Origin of the sequence: Paenibacillus barengoltzii G22 (assembly GCF_000403375.2) — a bacterium.
Classification (GTDB): domain Bacteria; phylum Bacillota; class Bacilli; order Paenibacillales; family Paenibacillaceae; genus Fontibacillus; species Fontibacillus barengoltzii.
The window spans coordinates 692,253-710,273 of the sequence record NZ_KE159652.1 but is presented as its reverse complement, the minus strand read 5'-3'; the positions used below and the strand labels follow the sequence as shown (position 1 = coordinate 710,273).

The window sequence follows — 18,021 nt, the reverse complement described above, 5'->3', positions numbered from 1 at the left end:
AATAACGTTAAGTGCTTGATAGTTGCCTAAGCTTCTGTATAATTAAAGTTAGTAAGTTTAGTCAACAAACTAACTAGGTAAAGGGGAATCCTTGTGGAAAAACCTGTACGTCCGAATGAACCACTTGTAACTCACATTTATACGGCAGACCCATCTGCCCATGTGTATGAAGGCAAGATCTATATTTATCCATCCCATGACATCGATCATGACGGTCCAGACAACGACAACGGTGACCAATACGCCATGGAGGACTACCATGTCCTGTCGCTGGACGACTTCAACTCTCCATGCGTCGATCACGGTGAAGTCCTGCATGTGCGCGACGTCCCATGGGCCAGCAAGCAAATGTGGGCTCCGGATGCGGCTTATAAGAACAATACTTACTATCTCTACTTCCCTGCGCGGGACAAAGATGGCATCTTCCGTATCGGCGTAGCGACCAGCTCTTCGCCTGCCGGGCCTTTCAAGGCGGAAGAAAACTATATTCCAGGCAGCTTCAGCATTGATCCGGCTGTTCTCGTGGATGACGACAATCGTGCCTACATGTATTTCGGCGGACTTTGGGGCGGCCAACTGGAGAAATGGCAAACCGGCACCTTCAAGCCGGACGCAGAAGGCCCGGCACCAGATGCACCGGCGCTTGGACCACGCTTCGCCGAGCTGAGCGACGATATGCTGACCTTCAAATCCGAACCGCAGGAAATCTCGATTGTGGATGAGGATGGCAATCCGCTGTTAGCCAAAGATGAGGAGCGCCGTTATTTCGAAGGGCCATGGGTGCACAAGTACAACGGGTATTACTACTTGTCCTACTCCACCGGAACGACCCATACGCTGGTTTATGCGATCAGTAAGAACCCGCAAGGTCCATTCGTATTTAAAGGTAAAATCCTGGAGCCAGTCATCGGCTGGACCACTCACCATTCGATCGTGCAATTCCAAGATAAATGGTACCTGTTCTACCATGACAGCTCGCTGTCCGGCGGTGTGAACCACAAACGCAGCGTTAAATATACTGAGCTGCATTACAATCCGGATGGTACCATTCAAACCATCGATCCATATAAATAAGCACAAAGAAGGAGCGCCCATCGGCTGAAGCAAGCCGGGTGGCGCTCCTCTTTTATTTTATTTCAGCTGCTCTCGGCATCGCGGTGTGCTCTGTCGATGCTTCCGCAATCTCATAAAATGCCCAATGCGACTGCGGAACGTCACGCCACACCGGAAGTACGTCGGCTCCGCCAAACAGCGGTCCCCGCTCCAATGCGCGGTTCAACACCGTCACAGCCTCGGCCCGTGTGACCAAAGCCATTGGCCGGAACGAGCCGTCAGCATATCCGCTGACGATACCCGCCGCCTGGGCCGCTCGGATCGCCTGCTCCGCCCAATGACCGGCGGTGTCCGAGAAGCCTGCGCCTTGCTGCCCTGCAGCCGACTTCATCAACTTCACGGCGATTGCCGTAATTTCCGCCCGTGTGACAGGCTGTTCTGGCTTGAAGCTGCCATCGGCATAGCCTTGCATCAAGCCCATTCTGGACGCTTTGGCAATCGCCTCAGCGGCCCAATGACCTGCCGGAACATCGCTGAAGCGAATCGTCTGGCCCGTTTCCTTCATTTCCATCGACTTGACTAACATGGCGGCCATCTCCGCGCGAGTGATCGGGTTCTCCGGTTTAAACAAACCACCGGGATAACCGCTGATATAGGCCTTATGCATAGAGGTTAACGCTGAGTCCGACTTCACTAGAGCGAAGATGCTGAAATGATCGACGGTGAATTTCAGCCCTTTGCCGCTCGCTAACGGAACAATTTCTCCCGTCAGGAACTCCGTTGTTCCGTCGGAATGCTCGACGTACACCCCGAGTTTAATCAGGTCTACTTCATCTGCCATCCCCGTTAACGGCAGAACAAGCTCGACCTCCCGGTTTTGCAAATTCGTCTCGATTTGAACCGGGCGGCCGATAATTGTAACTTCATTACCTCCTGTAGCCGTAAGCACAACCTCAGCCTGGTTCGCGCGCCCTTCGATTTCCTTGGTTTGGGCGGCTGCTTTTACCGGCTGGATCGTCATCGTCACATCACTGCTTGCCCCCTGCAAGGAAGCTGCCGGAATCGTGATCTCCCCGTTTACGGTTCGAAATTGCAAGTCAAGTCCACGCCCCGTGAGCAAGGAAATGACGTCGCGGGCAAGCGAAAGCTTGATGGTGCTCACTTCATCCTTCGCATCCGGGATCATCAGACTCAGCGAAGCGGCGCCTTCTTCCTCCAATTTGTTAATCGCTTCCCGAAGCTTAGCATCGGCCGTCAACTTGATTTCATCCTGCTTCGAGCCATCAGCTGCGGTCGTCCGAACGATGTCGACCGGGATAGGACTGGATGGATCGCGGATAATTTCCGGTTCCACTGGACGGCTAGGCGGCGTTGACGGTCCAGATGGAGACGAAGGCGGGTTCGTCGGATTGGTTGGCGTTGTTGGCGGCGTCGAACCCGAAGCGACGTGGAAGATCAGCTGATCGACCAGCATCAGCTCGCCGGATTTTTTCACCACTTTGATTGTATGTTCACCAGCCGGCAGGTTGGCGATGCTGAACAACGGTTGCTGAGCGCTGCGGGTCTCGGCATAGGCGTCTACCGTCGCTTTCAGCTGTCCGTCGATGTACACCTCCATTTCCCCTTGAGCCGGGCCAGCAGGCATTCGCAAATCGATGCCGGTGCCCTTAAACGTATACTCGAAGAAATCGCCATTCATCTCGGTGGAATGCACGTCATCGTAGTAATCTCCCTTGATGTGGAACGTCAGCTTCAAGCTTCCCGCCGGTTGAGCGGCGAGGTATTCCTTCTTGATCGTCACCTGGTTCCCCTCTACGGTGTAGTCTGTGCCCTCAACCAACGGCGTCTCACCGTTTTGGATGCTGCTGAGATTTTCGATGCCGCTAAGCACTTCTACTTGGATGTCCTCCTGAGCGGACAGCGTTTTATCAAAAGTCGCTTCGGTGCGGTTTATCAGGTCAGGAATTTGCACCCTGAACGCATCCAATAGCATAAATCGGCCTGATTTCTTCACCAGCTTGATCGTATGCAGGCTGTTGGACAATCCGGATACACTGTAGACAGCTTGCATCGCCTGTCTAACGTCGGCATGGGTATCCACGGTACCTACAAATGCGCCATCCAGATACACATCCACCTCTCCCTGGGACGGATCGATTTCAGTGATGTACTGGATTCCGGTGCCCTTAAACGTATACTCCAGAAAATCACCGTTGGTCTCGGCAAAATGCACATCATCCATGTAATCCCCAAAGTTCCGACCACCGTTGCGATTCCAGGACCCCGTGTAACGAATGCCGGGGTCATCGTTATTGATCATAAGGAACCGGCCTGACATATCCACGATTTGAATCGTAAGCGTTTGTTCAGACCTGCGCTAAAATGGAACGTCAGCTCGATGGTTCCTGTAGGCTGGGCTGCTAAATACGAGGAATGAATGCGGACCGTATCCCCTTCGATGGTGTAGTCCGCCCCTTCGGTCAAATCTTCCTCCCCGTTGGCGATACGAACCAGCGTATTTCCGTTTAGCGTCATCGCAGTCGTCACGTCCGCTTGCGCCGACGGTTTCTGATCAAACTCCGCCGTTGTCGGCGAGATCGTGCTGTTGACGATCGCAGGCCCGGTGATATCGACGTTGAACGTCTGCATATCTCCGCCGGCGAAATGAAACGTCAAGCTCAGCGTCCCCGGCAGTTGCTGGAGCAAAAACTCTTTCTTGATCGTAACATCGTCCCCGGAGATCACATAATCGGTATTCCGCGCCAGCGCTGTTGAACCTGCCGCGATGCTCGTCAACGTGTCTCCTCCCAGCGGCAACGATACGGTCACATCCTGTGGATTCGTTGTTTCAAAATCAGCCGTTGTCGAACCAATTAAGCTGTCCGCATAAACCTTAAACCCATCAACGATCAGGTAGGTTCCGCCCTTTTTTATACCGGAGAGGGTATGCTCGCCAAACGGCAGATTTCGCACGCTGTAAATGGGAACCTGCCCCTGTTGAACGGAAGCATTGGCGTTAACCGTCTCTCGGAATTCGCCGTCGAGATAGATGTCAATTTCCCCGCCAGAATCTGCAGTTTCGGTCAGAAAATCAATGCCAGTGCCCCTAAACGGGAATTCAAAACCTACCTCTCCTTTTTCCCCGTAATGGACATCCCCTTGATAATCGTTCCAATCGGGATTTCTGCCTGAACTGTAACCCCAGCTGCCCCCGGTGCCGTAAGTATCGTAGGTCACCGACGGGTGATTGTCATTATAGATCACCCAATGCTCTCCCGTCTCAACGACGGACTCGGGCGCCGCTTGCTCTAAGCTTTCCACCAAGTTGCTCACTTCTGGCGCAATTGGATTCGTTGCATCGGAAGACTCCATAATCAGGACGTTCAAATCTTGGGCATCCTGTACCAGCTCTTTACCGCCGTTGCGCGTCCAGCTTCCGGTATATTTCACGCCTGTGTCGTCATCATTCACTTTGGAGGTTCCGTTCTTGGCTGTAACCTTGAACAAACGCGAAGCATGCGGCTCCAAATAAATGTTGGTCATTCCGGTTGCATCATCGCCAAGCTCCTTATGGGCCCACAAATCGCGGACCGAAGCAGCGCCGTCCAAACCGATGTCGCTCCACTTTACATTCATGGATGCGCCTTTGGTGCCCAGATTAAACAAAGCCACCGTGTATGTGCCATCCCCATTATTGGCGTACCACACCTGTTGATTGGTTGCCATCGATACGGGATGTGCCGGGCGGCCGGCTTGGTTGACGGCGATCACCTCATCATTCGTCAACAGCTCCATACCATAGCTGTCCAGGTTAGTTAAATCGTCGCCGGTGTAAAATTGCGCACAGGCAATCGCCCACAGCGTTGCCGCGGTCTGCCGCTCGTCTCGGGTCAAGCCGGACGTCTGCCCGTTCCCAATGTTAAGCGAGTCGAAATCGTTCCAACCGCCGGGGCCAGCGTCACGCCACCACAAGGCAGCATCCGGGAACAACCGGGCGATGTTCGACCATTGGGTCATCCCAATGTTGCGGTCATACGCCTCCACATCCCAATTGACGCGCCAGCCATTGGCGTATTTTTTCCAGAAGTCTACGTAGTTGTGGTCCAGCGCCCAGGACAGTTCCAGCCATATTCCGTGCTTGGACAACGCCATCGACCAGGCCTTTACGTCATCCCGCGCGTCGATCGATAGGTCGTTATGGCCAGACCCGGGAGTCACGCTGTCGAACTTCACGAAGTCAACGCCCCAGGAGGCGATCAGATCCGCGATGGAGTCCACATATTCCTGCGCCCCCGGCTTGGAGAAGTCGATTTTGTAATCAATATCCCAATAGTCCGCTGGTCGAAGCGGCTGAGCGGCGATGTCCTGCGTATGGTATTCCGTGCCGTAAATCGGCAGGTTCTTCTCGTAAGCTTCTTTGGACAAACCGGGAATCAAATAGATCCCGACCTTCTGTCCATTATTATGGATATAGTCCACCAATTTCTCAAAACCGTTAGGATACAACGTTTCACTTGGAAGCGGCCGGCCGTATTCGTCCATGCTGCCGTTCCAGCCTGCGTCGATGTTGATGTATTCGTACCCGTGAGCTTGCAGCTTCTCGCGCATGGCATCGGAGATCATCTTCAGCTTCGCTTCCGAGGTCCAATTCCCCTCCGGCCCGTCGTACACCTGCAGGCTGTAGCTGCTCCAACCCATATAAGGCTTCAATGCCAGGCCGTTATCGGCGGCATGGGCCACCTTGCTCTCCGTGCCAAAATAAGCAAAGGGCACGAGGGTCAGCGCCGCCGCTAACCAGCAAACCAACGTCTTTTGCAGCAAACGGATCATCAATTCATCTCCTTTGGTAGATATTGTGGTCCCTGTTGGACGGTTGGTGGTTCAATGATTCTGTGATTCTGTGATTCATTGAAGTTCGGTGCCCTCCCCCTTTCTGCGATTAAATTATCTTGGTAGCGCTTACATATCTGTCCGATGAAATGATCTCATGAACGTGCCGGCTTCGCCTAGGTACATCTCTTCGTTTGGCGTACACTTCCTCCTGATTTCGATGGAGCATCCAGCGGATCTTAGCAACCATTTTTTCGGGCAAGGGACAATTCCCCATATATAGTTCCCTACATTTCCATTAAATGTATATTTACTCCATTCACGGTACACGCTATCCCCATATCAATCATTGGAGGTCATGTTGTGGATAGCCAAGCTGGAACAAACTACGAATCAACAGAAGCCAGACATATTTTAACGGACCGTCAGGGTCACCCCATCACGGACAATCAGAACGTCCGAACCGTAGGGAGCCGGGGGCCAACCACTCTGGAGAACTATCATTTCCTCGAAAAAATTTCCCATTTCGACCGGGAACGTATTCCGGAACGAGTGGTACACGCGCGGGGGGCCGGGGCTCATGGTTATTTTGAAGCTTACGGCAAAGTCGGGGACGAGCCGATTGCGAAATATACCCGGGCCAAGCTGTTTCAGGAGGCCGGAAAACGGACGCCGGTGTTCGTCCGCTTCTCGACCGTGATCGGCGGCGGGGAATCCCCCGAAACGCTCCGCGATCCGCGCGGATTTGCGGTGAAATTTTATACGGAGGATGGCAACTGGGATTTGGTGGGTAACAACCTGAAGATCTTTTTTATCCGTGATCCATTGAAGTTCCCAGATATGGTGCATTCCTTCAAGCCTGATCCAGTCAGCAAGCTGCCGGACCCGGAGCGAATGTTCGACTTCCTGTCGCAAACGCCGGAGTCGACGCATATGGTGACTTTCCTGTTCTCGCCTTGGGGCATCCCGGCAAACTACCGTCAGATGCAGGGTTCAGGGGTCAACACGTATAAATGGGTCAATAAAGATGGAGAAGCCGTACTGGTCAAATACCATTGGGAGCCGAAGCAAGGGATCAAAAACCTGCTGCAGCACGAGGCCGACGAGATCCAGAAGACCAACTATAACCATGCCACACAAGATTTGTATGAGGCGATCGAGCGCGGTGATTATCCGGAGTGGGAGCTGTGCGTACAGATCATGAGCGATGACGATCATCCGGAGCTGGACTTCGATCCGCTGGACCCCACCAAGCTGTGGGATCCCGAGAAATTCCCGTTTCTGCCGGTTGGCAAAATGGTGCTGAATCGCAATCCGGAGAATTATTTTGCCGAGGTGGAGCAAGCGGCGTTTGGGACCGGCGTGCTGGTGGACGGGCTGGATTTCTCCGATGACAAGCTGCTGCAAGGGCGGACCTTCTCTTACTCGGATACGCAGCGTTACCGCGTGGGGACAAACTATTTGCAACTTCCCATCAATGCGCCAAAAACGAAGGTTGCCACGAACCAACGCGGCGGGCAAATGGACTATCGGGTCGTCCACAATCCGGGCACGAACCCGCATGTCGATTATGAACCGTCAACGAAAGAAGGCCTGAAAGAAGCGGACAAACGAGGCAAAGACCATGAGCCGCATTACGACGCCAATCTGGTTCGACGGAAGATCGAACGCACCAACGATTTCGCTCAAGCCGGCGATACCTACCGCAAGTTTGATGATGTGGAGAAAAACGAGCTGATTTCCAATTTGGTGAACAATCTGAAGGTGTGCAGTCCTAAAATACAGGAAACGTGGATCAGCTACTTTACCCAAGCTGACGAAGAGTATGGAAGACGCGTAAAGGAAGGGCTTGAAGCGGCCAAGCGGGAAATGGGAGCCGCAGGCAAGCATACCAGCACGGCGGACGCAGATCAAGCGATGGATAAAGCCAAAGGGATGGGGCACGAGTCCGATCGGTATTAATGAACAAAACCTGCGAGGGCCTTGTGGGCAATCGCAGGTTTCTTTATGACTCGCCGCAGCCCAGCAAATCCAGCCGCAGCGGCGTAAAGGTCTCCCGCAGCTTGCTAGGCTTCAGCGCGCGGCAGCCCTGCAAGCACACCGCTTGGGATCACCAGTGTTTTCCCCCGCCGACAGGAGCGTTTTGTCCCCATATTCCAGTTGTCCTTATGTTTTCTCCTTTAAACTTATGGGATAATGGCCTTATCGTTCCAATCTATGGGATGCGATATTCATCTTTACATGGTTGAAGGAGGATCCCTATGGACATGACAAGGGGAACTTACGGTTTCCGGTTCGCTGAAGACCAAGAGCTTCCGCTGTGCGTGTTGTTTGCCGCCGGCTATGACTCTATCACTGATCCTTCTTATCACTGGGACGGATTAGAGCGAACGGACGGACCTTTGCTCCTGTTCCAATATACATTCTCCGGAGAAGGGGTCTTTGAGCTGGGTGATTGTTCTCACCGCGTTACCGCCGGACAAGCGTTCCTCGCCGAAATTCCAAGTTCCCATCGCTATTATTATCCGCAAGAAGCTTCGGCGCCTTGGGAGTTCCTGTTCCTGCTGTTTCGGCCGAATGTGGTACTTCCCTTATGGCGAAAATTCCTCAGCGAAGCCGGAGCAGTTCCTTATCTCCCCGAAGACTCCGCACCGGTGCGGTTGGCGCGCATGATCATCACTGATGCGGGGGCAGGTCGGATCACCGATCCCTACATCGCCTCATCTTGCGTTTACCAGTTCGTCACGGAATTAGCCAGAATGCAGGTTACATCGCAGAAAAATAAAGAGAACTGGCCGGAAAGCGTCAAACGTGCCGCCGAGTTAATGGAGAGCAACTATGCGCAGATGATCAGCATCGATCAGCTTTCCGAGCATGTTGGCTTGTCCAAGTACCACTTGATCCGCCGGTTTTCGGACAGTACAGGTCTTACGCCAGGCGCTTATCTGACCCGTGTCCGCACCGAAAAAGCGATGGACCTGCTTCGCGGTACGTCACTTAGCATTGAGACCATTGCTGAGCGGGTAGGTTACTCCAGCGGAAGTTACTTCATTAAGGCCTTCCGCCGTTTGACCGGGCTCACCCCAGGAGAGTTCCGCAGCGGGGGCGAAAGTCTGGTCTATCGCAAGCTGTTCTTCGATTAAACGCAATATTTTGCTATTCATATCGCAAAGTTACTATAGATATAGCAAAACTCCTTTAGGTAAGATGAACCTAACAAGAGCAATAAAGATCCATCCGTAAAGGAGTTTTGCAAATGAACCATCAGCAGATTGCCCCAACTCCACCGCTAGGTTGGAATAGTTGGGACTGCTACGGCGCAGCTGTGACGGAAGAAGAGATTCGGGGCAATGCGGAATACATGGCCAAGCATCTGAAAAACTTTGGTTGGAACTATATCACCGTGGATATTCAATGGTATGAACCAGGAGCCCTTTCGTCTCAATATCGGCCGTTTGTTCCGCTTGTGATGGACGGCTATTCCCGGCTGATGCCTGCCGAGAATCGCTTCCCCTCTGCGGCCGGCGGCCAAGGCTTCAAGCCGTTAGCGGATTATGTGCATAGCCTCGGGCTGCGATTCGGCATTCATATCATGCGCGGCATTCCGCGGCAAGCCGTTCACGCCGCCACACCGATCTTGGGGACGACCGCAACCGCACGTGATATTGCACATCCCAATTCGATCTGTCCCTGGAATACCGATATGTACGGTGTGGATGCCTCCAAAGAAGGGGCGCAGGCCTATTATGATTCGCTTTTTGCCTTATATGCCTCATGGGGCGTTGATCTCGTAAAAGTAGACGATATTGCCGCTTCCCGGCTTTACGGCACCCACCAAGCCGAAATTGCATTGATCTCCGAGGCGATCAAGCGTTGCGGCCGTCCGATGGTGCTCAGCTTATCCCCCGGACCGGCTCCGGTGGAGCTTGCAGCTTTCTTCGCCGAGCATGCCAACATGTGGCGCATGACGGACGATTTCTGGGACCAGTGGCCGCTGCTAAGGGACATGTTCGACCGCTGCCGGGCATGGCAGGGCGTCCCGCAAGCCGGGTCATGGCCGGACTGCGACATGCTGCCGCTGGGGCATATCGGCATCCGCTCGGTGGACGGCGGCGGGGCGGATCGCTGGACCCGGTTCACGCGTGATGAGCAATTAACGATGATGTCGCTTTGGAGTATTTTCCGTTCGCCGCTGATCTTTGGCGGGGAACTCCGAGACAATGACGAATGGACCTTGTCGCTGCTGACCAACCGCGAGGTGCTGCGGATGCACCGGGAAAGCCGCAGCGCCAAAGAAGCCCTTCGGCAAGACGACCTGATCGTTTGGACAGCCGACCATCCCGAAGGGTTCAACTATGCAGCTGTTTTTAATGTAGGAGAAAGCACGCTGCCGCTGGAGCTCCCTCTGGAGCAAATCGGTTTATCCGGCATTTCTTCCGGAACCGAGCTGTGGAGCGAAGCTCCCGCGGAGCTTACGACGGCTGGGGAGCTTCGGACTACGATCCCGCCGCACGGGGTGCGGTTGTATCGGTTGGAATAGTCAGTACACCTTCTTCAACAACTCAATCATCTCATCCAAAGTCAGACCAAAGGACTTGTAATAGGACACTTCGCTAGCCAACTGTTCCATCACCATTTCGTTGCGGATGCGCTGCATCTCTTCAGGGGAAAATTCGGCGACAAAACACCCTTTGCCGGTCACCGTATGGATCAAGCCGCGCCGCTCGAGTTCTTCCCACGCCTTCTTGACGGTGATGACACTCACCCGCAGCTCATGGGCGGCTTGCCGGATGGGCGGCAGGATATAGCCGCTCTCCAGCTCCCCTTTTAGAATTTGGGCGCTAATTTGCTCGAACAGTTGCTGATAGATCGGTTTCTCCGAAGTATAGGATATCGCGATGTTCATTGGATCTCCACTTGAAGGAATCGTTTGACCGCCATCCGGTAAGCCACTGCGGTAAGCGCAATGAAAATCACGATTCCTGCGATCAGAATATAGGCTTGAACTGCCAAATGATTCGCTTCCGTCCCATAAAACACACGATTCATCCCCGAATGCACGATCCCGATCCACTGGGTGATCCCTGCAAACAATGTAGCTGCGACAGTGGAGGTCAGCAGTGCCATACCAAATTTATACGCCGTCTTGTAATACATCGGAATAAAAATCAGGTTAAAGATCGCCAGCATCACCAAACAGAGACCAAAGAATCCTAAGTTCGGCGGGAAGAAAAAGTAGGTCATATCCGAATAGAAGCGCTGACTGACCAGGCCAAAGATCAAAGCAACCACCACATGCGCCAATTCCAGTCCGGCGATCACGATAATCCGCGCTTTCACAATGTCCCGTTTCGTAACAGGCATCATCGAGGTAAACATCAAATCGTTTTGTGCTCTCAGTTGGTTAAACATATTAGGGATGGTGATCCAACAAAAATACAATATCACTATGAAGTAAATCCAGCCAGGAACAAGCATCAAAACGCCCATTAACACAGGCATGCTCAATAATAGAGGATGTACACCCAGTCGGATATCTTTTCGGATCAAATTAATCATGGTTCTGCCCCCCTTTTCTCGCATAGTAAATCATAATATCCTCTAAGCTTGGCGTGGCGGCTCGGATTCCCGAAGACAGGTCAAAGTCATCCGCATGCATCAAGCCCGTAAAACCAAACGAGTTCGTTTTGTAGGAAATCATCCGGTCCTTCACCTGTGCAAGCTGGCCCTCTGAACCGTTCACGAGGAGATAGGATTCTTTGAATTCATCCTTCTCCCCGCTCAGCACAATTTGCCCGTTTGAGATAAAGGTAATATAATCAGCGCACTTCTCCAAGTCGGAGGTAATATGGGTGGAGAACAGAATGCTCACCTCGCCATCAGCAATCAGCTCCTGAAAAAGATCCAGCAGGTCATCCCGTGAAGCCGGATCCAGCCCGCTGGTCGGCTCGTCGAGGATCAGCAGCTTGGCCCCATGGGACAAAGCTAGTGTCAGGCTGTATTTGACCTTCATGCCCGTTGACAGTTCGGCGATCTTTCTATTCTCATCCAAGTTAAATCTCTTCATGTAGGAGGAGTAGATTTGATCGTCCCAATTTTCATAAAACCTCTTAATGGTATCCGTCAACGTCTTAATCTTACTGCGCGTGTAAAAATCAATGCTCCCGAAAGCAAATCCAATCTCCTGCTTTAATTCCAGCTCATGTTCCGCCATGTTCTTGCCCAGAATGTAAACCTCACCGCTGTCGATCCGAGTCATATTTAAAATCGACTTGATCGTCGTCGTTTTCCCTGCGCCGTTAACTCCGATAAAGCCCATGATGTATCCCTTCTCCAACTGGAAAGAAACATCCTTCAGCTCAAAGGCGGGGAATTTCTTATGAATATGTCGAACATCTAATGCCAGCATGGAATACCCCCTCTTTTTAAATTGTGTATATCGTGTATACACAATATATCACGGACGGGAGGGGGCGTCAACCGAAGGCCGCCTTCATATGTAAAAAAAACACCCGCTCAACAATGCAGTTGACGGGTGTTCAAAATCAGAGTATTCGTACAAAACTCAGAGCCCAGCGGCGCGTTGCAGCCGTTTCGCGATTTCCACCAAATCCTCTGGCGATATGCCGGGGGCGAATTCCTCCTGAATCGGCTCCAGTTCTGGAATTTCGCCGCTGTACCCCGGCAGTCCGGCAAATGCTTCCAGCCTGCCGCCGTCCGTCGGATGCTGGCCGCGCCAAATTTGGGCGATGCCGTGATAGTCATGATCGCTGAACGTATACAATCTGCGATGCTCACCAGCGGCTTCCCAAGGACGGGTCGCATCAAACTTCCGATTTTCAATTTTCGGGATGGGCAGCATTTTGGTGACATCCACTCCGGTTGCGATCTCAAGCGCCTTCGCATACGCCAACACGTGCACGCCGCCGCGCACAAGAAGATAACCGATCATTGCTCTGGCCGTCGGATGATCGGTCATTTCATAGACGCGGGCCTTATGCGTCCGTGCACCACACTCCAGGAAATAGTTATGCAGCAAGTCGAAGATCAAGTTGCCGCTGCTAACGACGTACGATCCGTTCCAAGGACGCCCCATTGAGTCATACGGCAGAGAGGTCTGAGCGGATTCAATATAGTGAGGGGAGAAACGAAGATCCTTCGTATTCCCTAACGGAGTGGAATCCGGATCCCCGGGACGAGTCGTACCTTCCAGCATTAAATTGATCGTATTCGACACCAGCTCAACGTGACCAAACTCCTCTGCCGTAATACTCGCGACGAGGTCGTAAAACGGCTTGAGCTTGCTTTTTCCCCGGAAATTAAAGGACTGAAACAAATAGTTATTTAGCGTCGACATTTCACCAAACCGTCCGCCTAACAGTTCCTGAACGACGCTGGCGCCATTCGGATCCGGGGCTTTCGGTCTGGGCAATTCAATGGCCAATCGGTTTACGCGTTTAAACATGCATGTACCTCCCCATAAGTATCAATTACTAAAAGCCTACGGGGGATAGCTCGGATATTATGCCGGACGGGTATTGATCGTCCGAAGCTTTGGTGTGGAAGTGCCTTTTGTTTATGGCTGGAAAACCTCTTGACCGTTGAGGATCAGTCTGTAGCTGATGTCGGCCTTCAGCGAGTCCGATACAGCACAATATTTCTCCTTGCCCATTTGGATAGCTTTCCAAATTTGGTAATCTGGAATGTCTCCTTCAACGCGGAAAATCAGCTCAATGGCGGTAAAGCCGGACGGATTCTGCTCTTTCCGGGTACCGTCCGCTTCGATCTCTAGTGAAGTGATCTTCTCAAGGAATGAATTCAGAATCATGGTGATGTCAATGCCGATACATCCGGCCAGTCCGGCCAGCAAAAGCTCCATGGGTGTTGCACCTGTGCCGTCGCCGCCGTATTTTGGCGTAGCGTCCATTCTTACCGGATAACCGGAATCCCCGACTGATGTAAACAAACGTTTTCCATTCCAGGTTGTCATAACCTTCATCATCATTACCTACTTTCTGTTGTTAATGCTCCTGAAGTTGATTGATAAACTTACGAGCTCTTTCGGACGCCGTATTCTGAAAAAAAACTTCCGGTTCCTGCGATTCCACAATTACACCGCCATCCATAAACACGATCCGATTGGCGACCTGACGGGCAAATTTCATTTCATGAGTGACGATGACCATCGTCATCCCATCCCGGGCCAGCTGGCGCATAACTTCCAGCACCTCTCCGACAAGCTCGGGATCAAGAGCTGAAGTAGGCTCGTCAAACAGCATGATCGCCGGCTCCATGGCTAATGCTCGGGCAATTGCCACCCGTTGCTGCTGGCCGCCGGACAGCCTCGAGGGATATTCATCCTTCTTCGCCAACAGTCCAACCCGATCCAGCAGTCGTTCGCCGATCTGTACGGCTTCTTCTTTTTTCATTTTCTTCACAGATAACAGCGATTCGATCACGTTGCCAAGCGCTGTCTTGTGCGGATATAAGTTAAACTGCTGAAAGACCATTCCCGTATGACGACGAATTTCACGGAAGGCGGCCTGTTTCTTCTTAGACGGCATGGATGCGTCCACTCGAACACCATTCACCTCAAGCGATCCGCCGTCCAGCTCCTCAAGGCCGTTCAGACATCTCAGCAGGGTGCTTTTGCCGGAACCACTTGGTCCGAGCAGCACAACGATTTCTTTGGGAGCTACATGCAGATCAATGCTTTTCAACACCTCTGCTCCGTTAAAAGACTTGGACAATCCTGTCGTTTGAATCATATTTGCTCCACCTCATGCCTCAATATACTTTGGACAACTGCTTCTCCACCGCATTCAGAATGGCCGAGAACACAGTGCTCATGATCCAATACATGGCGGCGATCCCAACGAAAAAAGGCATATAGACATAATATTGAGCGATCAGCAGCTGCGCTGAACGCAGCAACTCGGTGACCGTAATGGCCGACACCAGCGCCGTCTCTTTAAGCATTCCGATAAAAGTATTACCCATAGGCGCAATGGCCACCCGAGCTGCTTGCGGCAGAATGATTCTTCTCATCGTCATCCAGCCCGTCATGCCCGTCGCATAAGCGGCTTCCGTCTGGCCCTTCGGAATTGACTGAATCGCCCCTCTGAACGTTTCAGACAGATAGGCACCTACGTTGATGCTCAATGCCACATACGCGGCTGTCAGCGGCCCCAGCGTAATTCCGTAATCTACAACCCCATAATAAACAATAAAAATTTGGACAAGAAGCGGCGTACCTCGAATAATCGACACATATACACGGGCAATTCCGCGTACCAGCCGATTCCCTTTTAATCGCGCAATCGCAACCACCAAACCGATGATCAGTCCGAAAAACATGGATACAACCGTAACAAGCAGCGTGTAATAAGCACCTTTCAGCAAGAAAGGAAGGTTATCCCATACCAGATTCATTGTCGTTTGAATCCCCTTTTGATTCCATGGTTAAAGCGAGAAGGCCATGAAAGAATACGAATTCTTCAAGGCCTTATCCTTTTCACGATTCTTTATTCTGCCGGCGGCTCTTCGCCAAACCATTTTTGGAAGATGGTGTTATAGGTACCGTCGGCTTTCATATCGGTCAAAGCCTGATCCAGAGCGGCCAGGAATTCCGGGTTATTTTTGCGGATCGCGATACCCGCTTGGTCGGATTTGATCGCATCGCCCACCGCTTTAATTTTATAACCGTTTTTGTCGACAATAGGTTTCAAGGCGTACAAGTTATTGATGGTGGCATCGATCCGTCCCGCATTCAAATCCTGCAGGGAAGTAATCACATCGTCATAGGTTTTGATCTCGAAGTTGCCAACCTGCGGCAGCACGTCATTCCGGAGATAGGATTCATCGTTTGTGCCGAGTCCCACGCCGATATTTTTCCCTTTAAAGTCTTCCAGCTTCGTGATCGAGTTATTATCCTCTTTTACGATGATTTTAACTTGGTTCGTGATATACGGCTGGGTGAAATCAATTTGCTGCTTGCGTTCGTCAGTAATCGTAACCTGGCTGATAATGGCATCGATTTTGCCAGCCTGCAGACTAGGAATCAGTCCAGAGAATTCCTGCGGAGCAAACTCGACTTTAACGCCGAGCCGTTTGGCTACTTCTTTCGCAATGTCAGCATCAAAACCATCGATTTCCTTGTTGTCATTCAGGAAGTTGTAAGGCGCGTATGTCCCCATAAGCCCTACCTTTATCACACCCGCTGTTTTAATTTCGTTCAATAAATTACTATCGGCATTTGCGGAGCTTCCTCCGTTCGCCGTATTGTTGGAAGGAGCCGAGCTTGGCGCGTTATTGCCGTTATTGTTAGAACCGCAGCCAGTCAATGCCAGAACTACGAGCAATACGGCGGATAATGTTAGAAACAGCGGATTTCTGGATTTCTTACTTTTCAGCATGGATGTTCTCTCCTTTGTATTTATTGGGTAGCAGAATGGGTACAATTCCGAAAAGGCAGATCATTATCCAATCAAAGCTAAACACCAAGCAAACCAAAAAATTCGAATCTGGCCGTCTCCGCGGCAAGCTGCTGAGCCGTTTTGGATTCGATCCCGCTGCCTGGCGGCGCGAACCCGAGCAACCAACGTGAAATGACGCCTTCGATCAAGCTCATAATCATCGTGGCACGGAATTCAGCATCGATGGAAGCCGGGAGCATGCCTAACTCAATCGCCCTGCGAATGTTAAGAAGAAAAGAGTTCTCCATAGCTGCTCTCGTTTCCCGGATCGCATGGCGAATCGTTTCAACCCCTTCACCTCTGCCGAAAATAAGCTCTATTAAATACCGGTTGGATTCGGCAAACCGAAACAGACTTTCCAGCAGAGCTTCGGAGGCATGTACCATGTCCTGCACCGATCCTGCTTCCCGTCGGTATCCATGACGGATGACGTCAAGCAATTTTTCCCGGCCTTCCTTCACAATTTCCAGCGCAATCGCTTCTTTGCTTTTGAAGTACCAGTAGAACGTCCCTTGAGCCACACCCGCCTCAGCGACAATATCGGAAATTTTTGTTGCATGATAGCCATCCTTGGCAAATCGCTTCATGGCAATTTGCAGAATATGCTCTCTGCGATCACTGTTGATTTGGGCTTCTTTCTCTCCGCTCAATCTGTTCCCACCCCACATGATTGACTAGTCAGTCAGTTTGTAATTAAATCCTATAGGATTTATATGATATTGTCAACTCTTGTATTGTGGAAACAAAAAAAGCGAGGTTTGCGCAGTAACGCAAACCCGCTTTTTTATAGTCATATTTCGATCAACAACAACATTATTTCTTCTTATAAAACTCATGATACAGCTTCATGAGCGCTCGCTTCTCAATTCGTGACACGTAGCTGCGGCTAATGCCGAGCTCCTTGGCGATTTCGCGCTGGGTCCGTTCTTCTCCCCCATGCTCCAGGCCAAACCGCCCTTTGATGACTTCCTGCTCCCGCGCGTCCAGGATGTCCAGGTTGCGATAGATTTTACTCTTCTCCATCTTTAACTGAACCCGGTCCACCACATCGTCCGCTTCCGTCCCCAAAATATCAATGAGGGTGATTTCATTCCCTTCCTTGTCGGTTCCGATTGGATCATGCAAAGAGACATCCTTGCGTGTTTTCTTAAGCGAACGCAAATGCATCAGGATTTCGTTCTCGATACAGCGGGCCGCAAAGGTTGCGAGCTTCGTCCCTTTATTCGGCCGGAAGCTCTCGATCGCCTTAATCAGACCAATCGTCCCGATCGAGATCAAGTCCTCCAAATCCTCGCCGGTGTTATCGAATTTCTTGACGATATGCGCCACCAGCCGCAGGTTATGCTCGATCAGGATATTGCGGGACTCCGAATCCCCTTCCGCCATGCGCTGCAAATGCTTCGTTTCCTCTTCCTCGGTCAGGGGCTGCGGAAACGCATTATTTTTGACATACGATACGAGCAACGTCAGCTGTTTAATGAATAAAGCAATTGCGGTAAACAATCCCGGCAAAGATGACACCTCCCGCAGATTCACATCACGATGAATACAACCTCGCTTCATTTTGGGTCAATTCATTGTATGTGGGCGGAGGCCTATCCGTGCCTGTACGGAGGAAAAGAAAATCCCTCCCTTTGCTTGCATTGACGAATATGGAGATGCA

At 51.7% G+C, this 18,021-nt stretch carries 16 protein-coding genes; 4 read left to right on the top strand and 12 right to left on the bottom strand.

The window, feature by feature from the left end; genetic code table 11:
- Positions 1-93: 93 nt before the first annotated feature.
- Positions 94-1,074 (top strand): glycoside hydrolase family 43 protein, encoded by a 981-nt coding sequence (locus C812_RS03360; protein WP_016311276.1) that lies wholly within the window; start codon positions 94-96, stop codon positions 1,072-1,074.
- Between the two features lie 52 nt (positions 1,075-1,126).
- Here the strand turns inward: C812_RS03360 and C812_RS03355 are convergent, their stop codons facing one another.
- Positions 1,127-3,373: an S-layer homology domain-containing protein gene (locus tag C812_RS03355; protein WP_016311275.1), complete on the bottom strand. Its 2,247-nt coding sequence runs from the start codon at positions 3,371-3,373 to the stop codon at positions 1,127-1,129.
- Complete coding sequence (locus tag C812_RS03350) at positions 3,370-5,883, bottom strand: X2-like carbohydrate binding domain-containing protein (RefSeq protein ID WP_016311274.1); 2,514 nt, start codon at positions 5,881-5,883, stop codon at positions 3,370-3,372. Before C812_RS03350 ends, C812_RS03355 begins: the two co-directional genes overlap by 4 nt.
- A gap of 363 nt (positions 5,884-6,246) precedes the next feature.
- Between C812_RS03350 and C812_RS03345 the strand changes: the two genes are divergently transcribed.
- The 3 genes from C812_RS03345 to C812_RS03335 all read left to right on the top strand — a co-directional run bounded on the left by C812_RS03345 (position 6,247) and on the right by C812_RS03335 (position 10,423).
- A complete protein-coding gene (locus C812_RS03345) occupies positions 6,247-7,845 on the top strand; it encodes a catalase (RefSeq protein ID WP_016311273.1) in 1,599 nt (532 codons plus the stop codon).
- Between the two features lie 299 nt (positions 7,846-8,144).
- Entirely contained in the window at positions 8,145-9,026 is an 882-nt protein-coding gene (locus C812_RS03340; RefSeq protein ID WP_016311272.1) for an AraC family transcriptional regulator, read from the top strand.
- Positions 9,027-9,139: 113 nt separating this feature from the next.
- Positions 9,140-10,423 (top strand): glycoside hydrolase family 27 protein, encoded by a 1,284-nt coding sequence (locus C812_RS03335; RefSeq protein WP_016311271.1) that lies wholly within the window; start codon positions 9,140-9,142, stop codon positions 10,421-10,423.
- Here C812_RS03335 and C812_RS03330 read toward each other — a convergent pair whose 3' ends face one another.
- The 10 genes from C812_RS03330 to sigK all read right to left on the bottom strand — a co-directional run bounded on the left by C812_RS03330 (position 10,424) and on the right by sigK (position 17,870).
- Positions 10,424-10,789 (bottom strand): GntR family transcriptional regulator, encoded by a 366-nt coding sequence (locus tag C812_RS03330; RefSeq protein WP_016311270.1) that lies wholly within the window; start codon positions 10,787-10,789, stop codon positions 10,424-10,426.
- On the bottom strand, positions 10,786-11,442 hold the full coding sequence (locus C812_RS03325) for an ABC-2 transporter permease (RefSeq protein ID WP_016311269.1): 657 nt from the start codon (positions 11,440-11,442) through the stop codon (positions 10,786-10,788). The genes C812_RS03330 and C812_RS03325 overlap by 4 nt, the downstream gene beginning before the upstream one ends.
- On the bottom strand, positions 11,435-12,292 hold the full coding sequence (locus C812_RS03320; RefSeq protein WP_016311268.1) for an ABC transporter ATP-binding protein: 858 nt from the start codon (positions 12,290-12,292) through the stop codon (positions 11,435-11,437). Before C812_RS03320 ends, C812_RS03325 begins: the two co-directional genes overlap by 8 nt.
- 156 nt (positions 12,293-12,448) lie before the next feature.
- Entirely contained in the window at positions 12,449-13,348 is a 900-nt protein-coding gene (locus C812_RS03315) for a manganese catalase family protein (RefSeq protein ID WP_009224293.1), read from the bottom strand.
- Positions 13,349-13,459: 111 nt separating this feature from the next.
- The gene (locus C812_RS03310; RefSeq protein ID WP_016311267.1) at positions 13,460-13,882 is read right to left on the bottom strand and encodes an OsmC family protein; all 423 of its coding nucleotides are present in this window, start codon (positions 13,880-13,882) and stop codon (positions 13,460-13,462) included.
- Positions 13,883-13,904: 22 nt separating this feature from the next.
- Entirely contained in the window at positions 13,905-14,651 is a 747-nt protein-coding gene (locus tag C812_RS03305; protein WP_016311266.1) for an amino acid ABC transporter ATP-binding protein, read from the bottom strand.
- A gap of 19 nt (positions 14,652-14,670) precedes the next feature.
- Positions 14,671-15,315 carry an amino acid ABC transporter permease gene (locus tag C812_RS03300; protein ID WP_016311265.1) on the bottom strand — a complete coding sequence of 215 codons (645 nt, stop codon included), beginning with the start codon at positions 15,313-15,315 and terminating at the stop codon, positions 14,671-14,673.
- A 92-nt stretch (positions 15,316-15,407) separates the two neighbouring features.
- Positions 15,408-16,295 (bottom strand): transporter substrate-binding domain-containing protein, encoded by an 888-nt coding sequence (locus C812_RS03295; protein ID WP_036624593.1) that lies wholly within the window; start codon positions 16,293-16,295, stop codon positions 15,408-15,410.
- Positions 16,296-16,375: 80 nt separating this feature from the next.
- Positions 16,376-17,026 carry a TetR/AcrR family transcriptional regulator gene (locus tag C812_RS03290; protein WP_036624286.1) on the bottom strand — a complete coding sequence of 217 codons (651 nt, stop codon included), beginning with the start codon at positions 17,024-17,026 and terminating at the stop codon, positions 16,376-16,378.
- 145 nt (positions 17,027-17,171) lie between these two features.
- Entirely contained in the window at positions 17,172-17,870 is a 699-nt protein-coding gene (gene sigK, locus C812_RS03285) for an RNA polymerase sporulation sigma factor SigK (protein ID WP_016311263.1), read from the bottom strand.
- Positions 17,871-18,021: the final 151 nt, after the last annotated feature.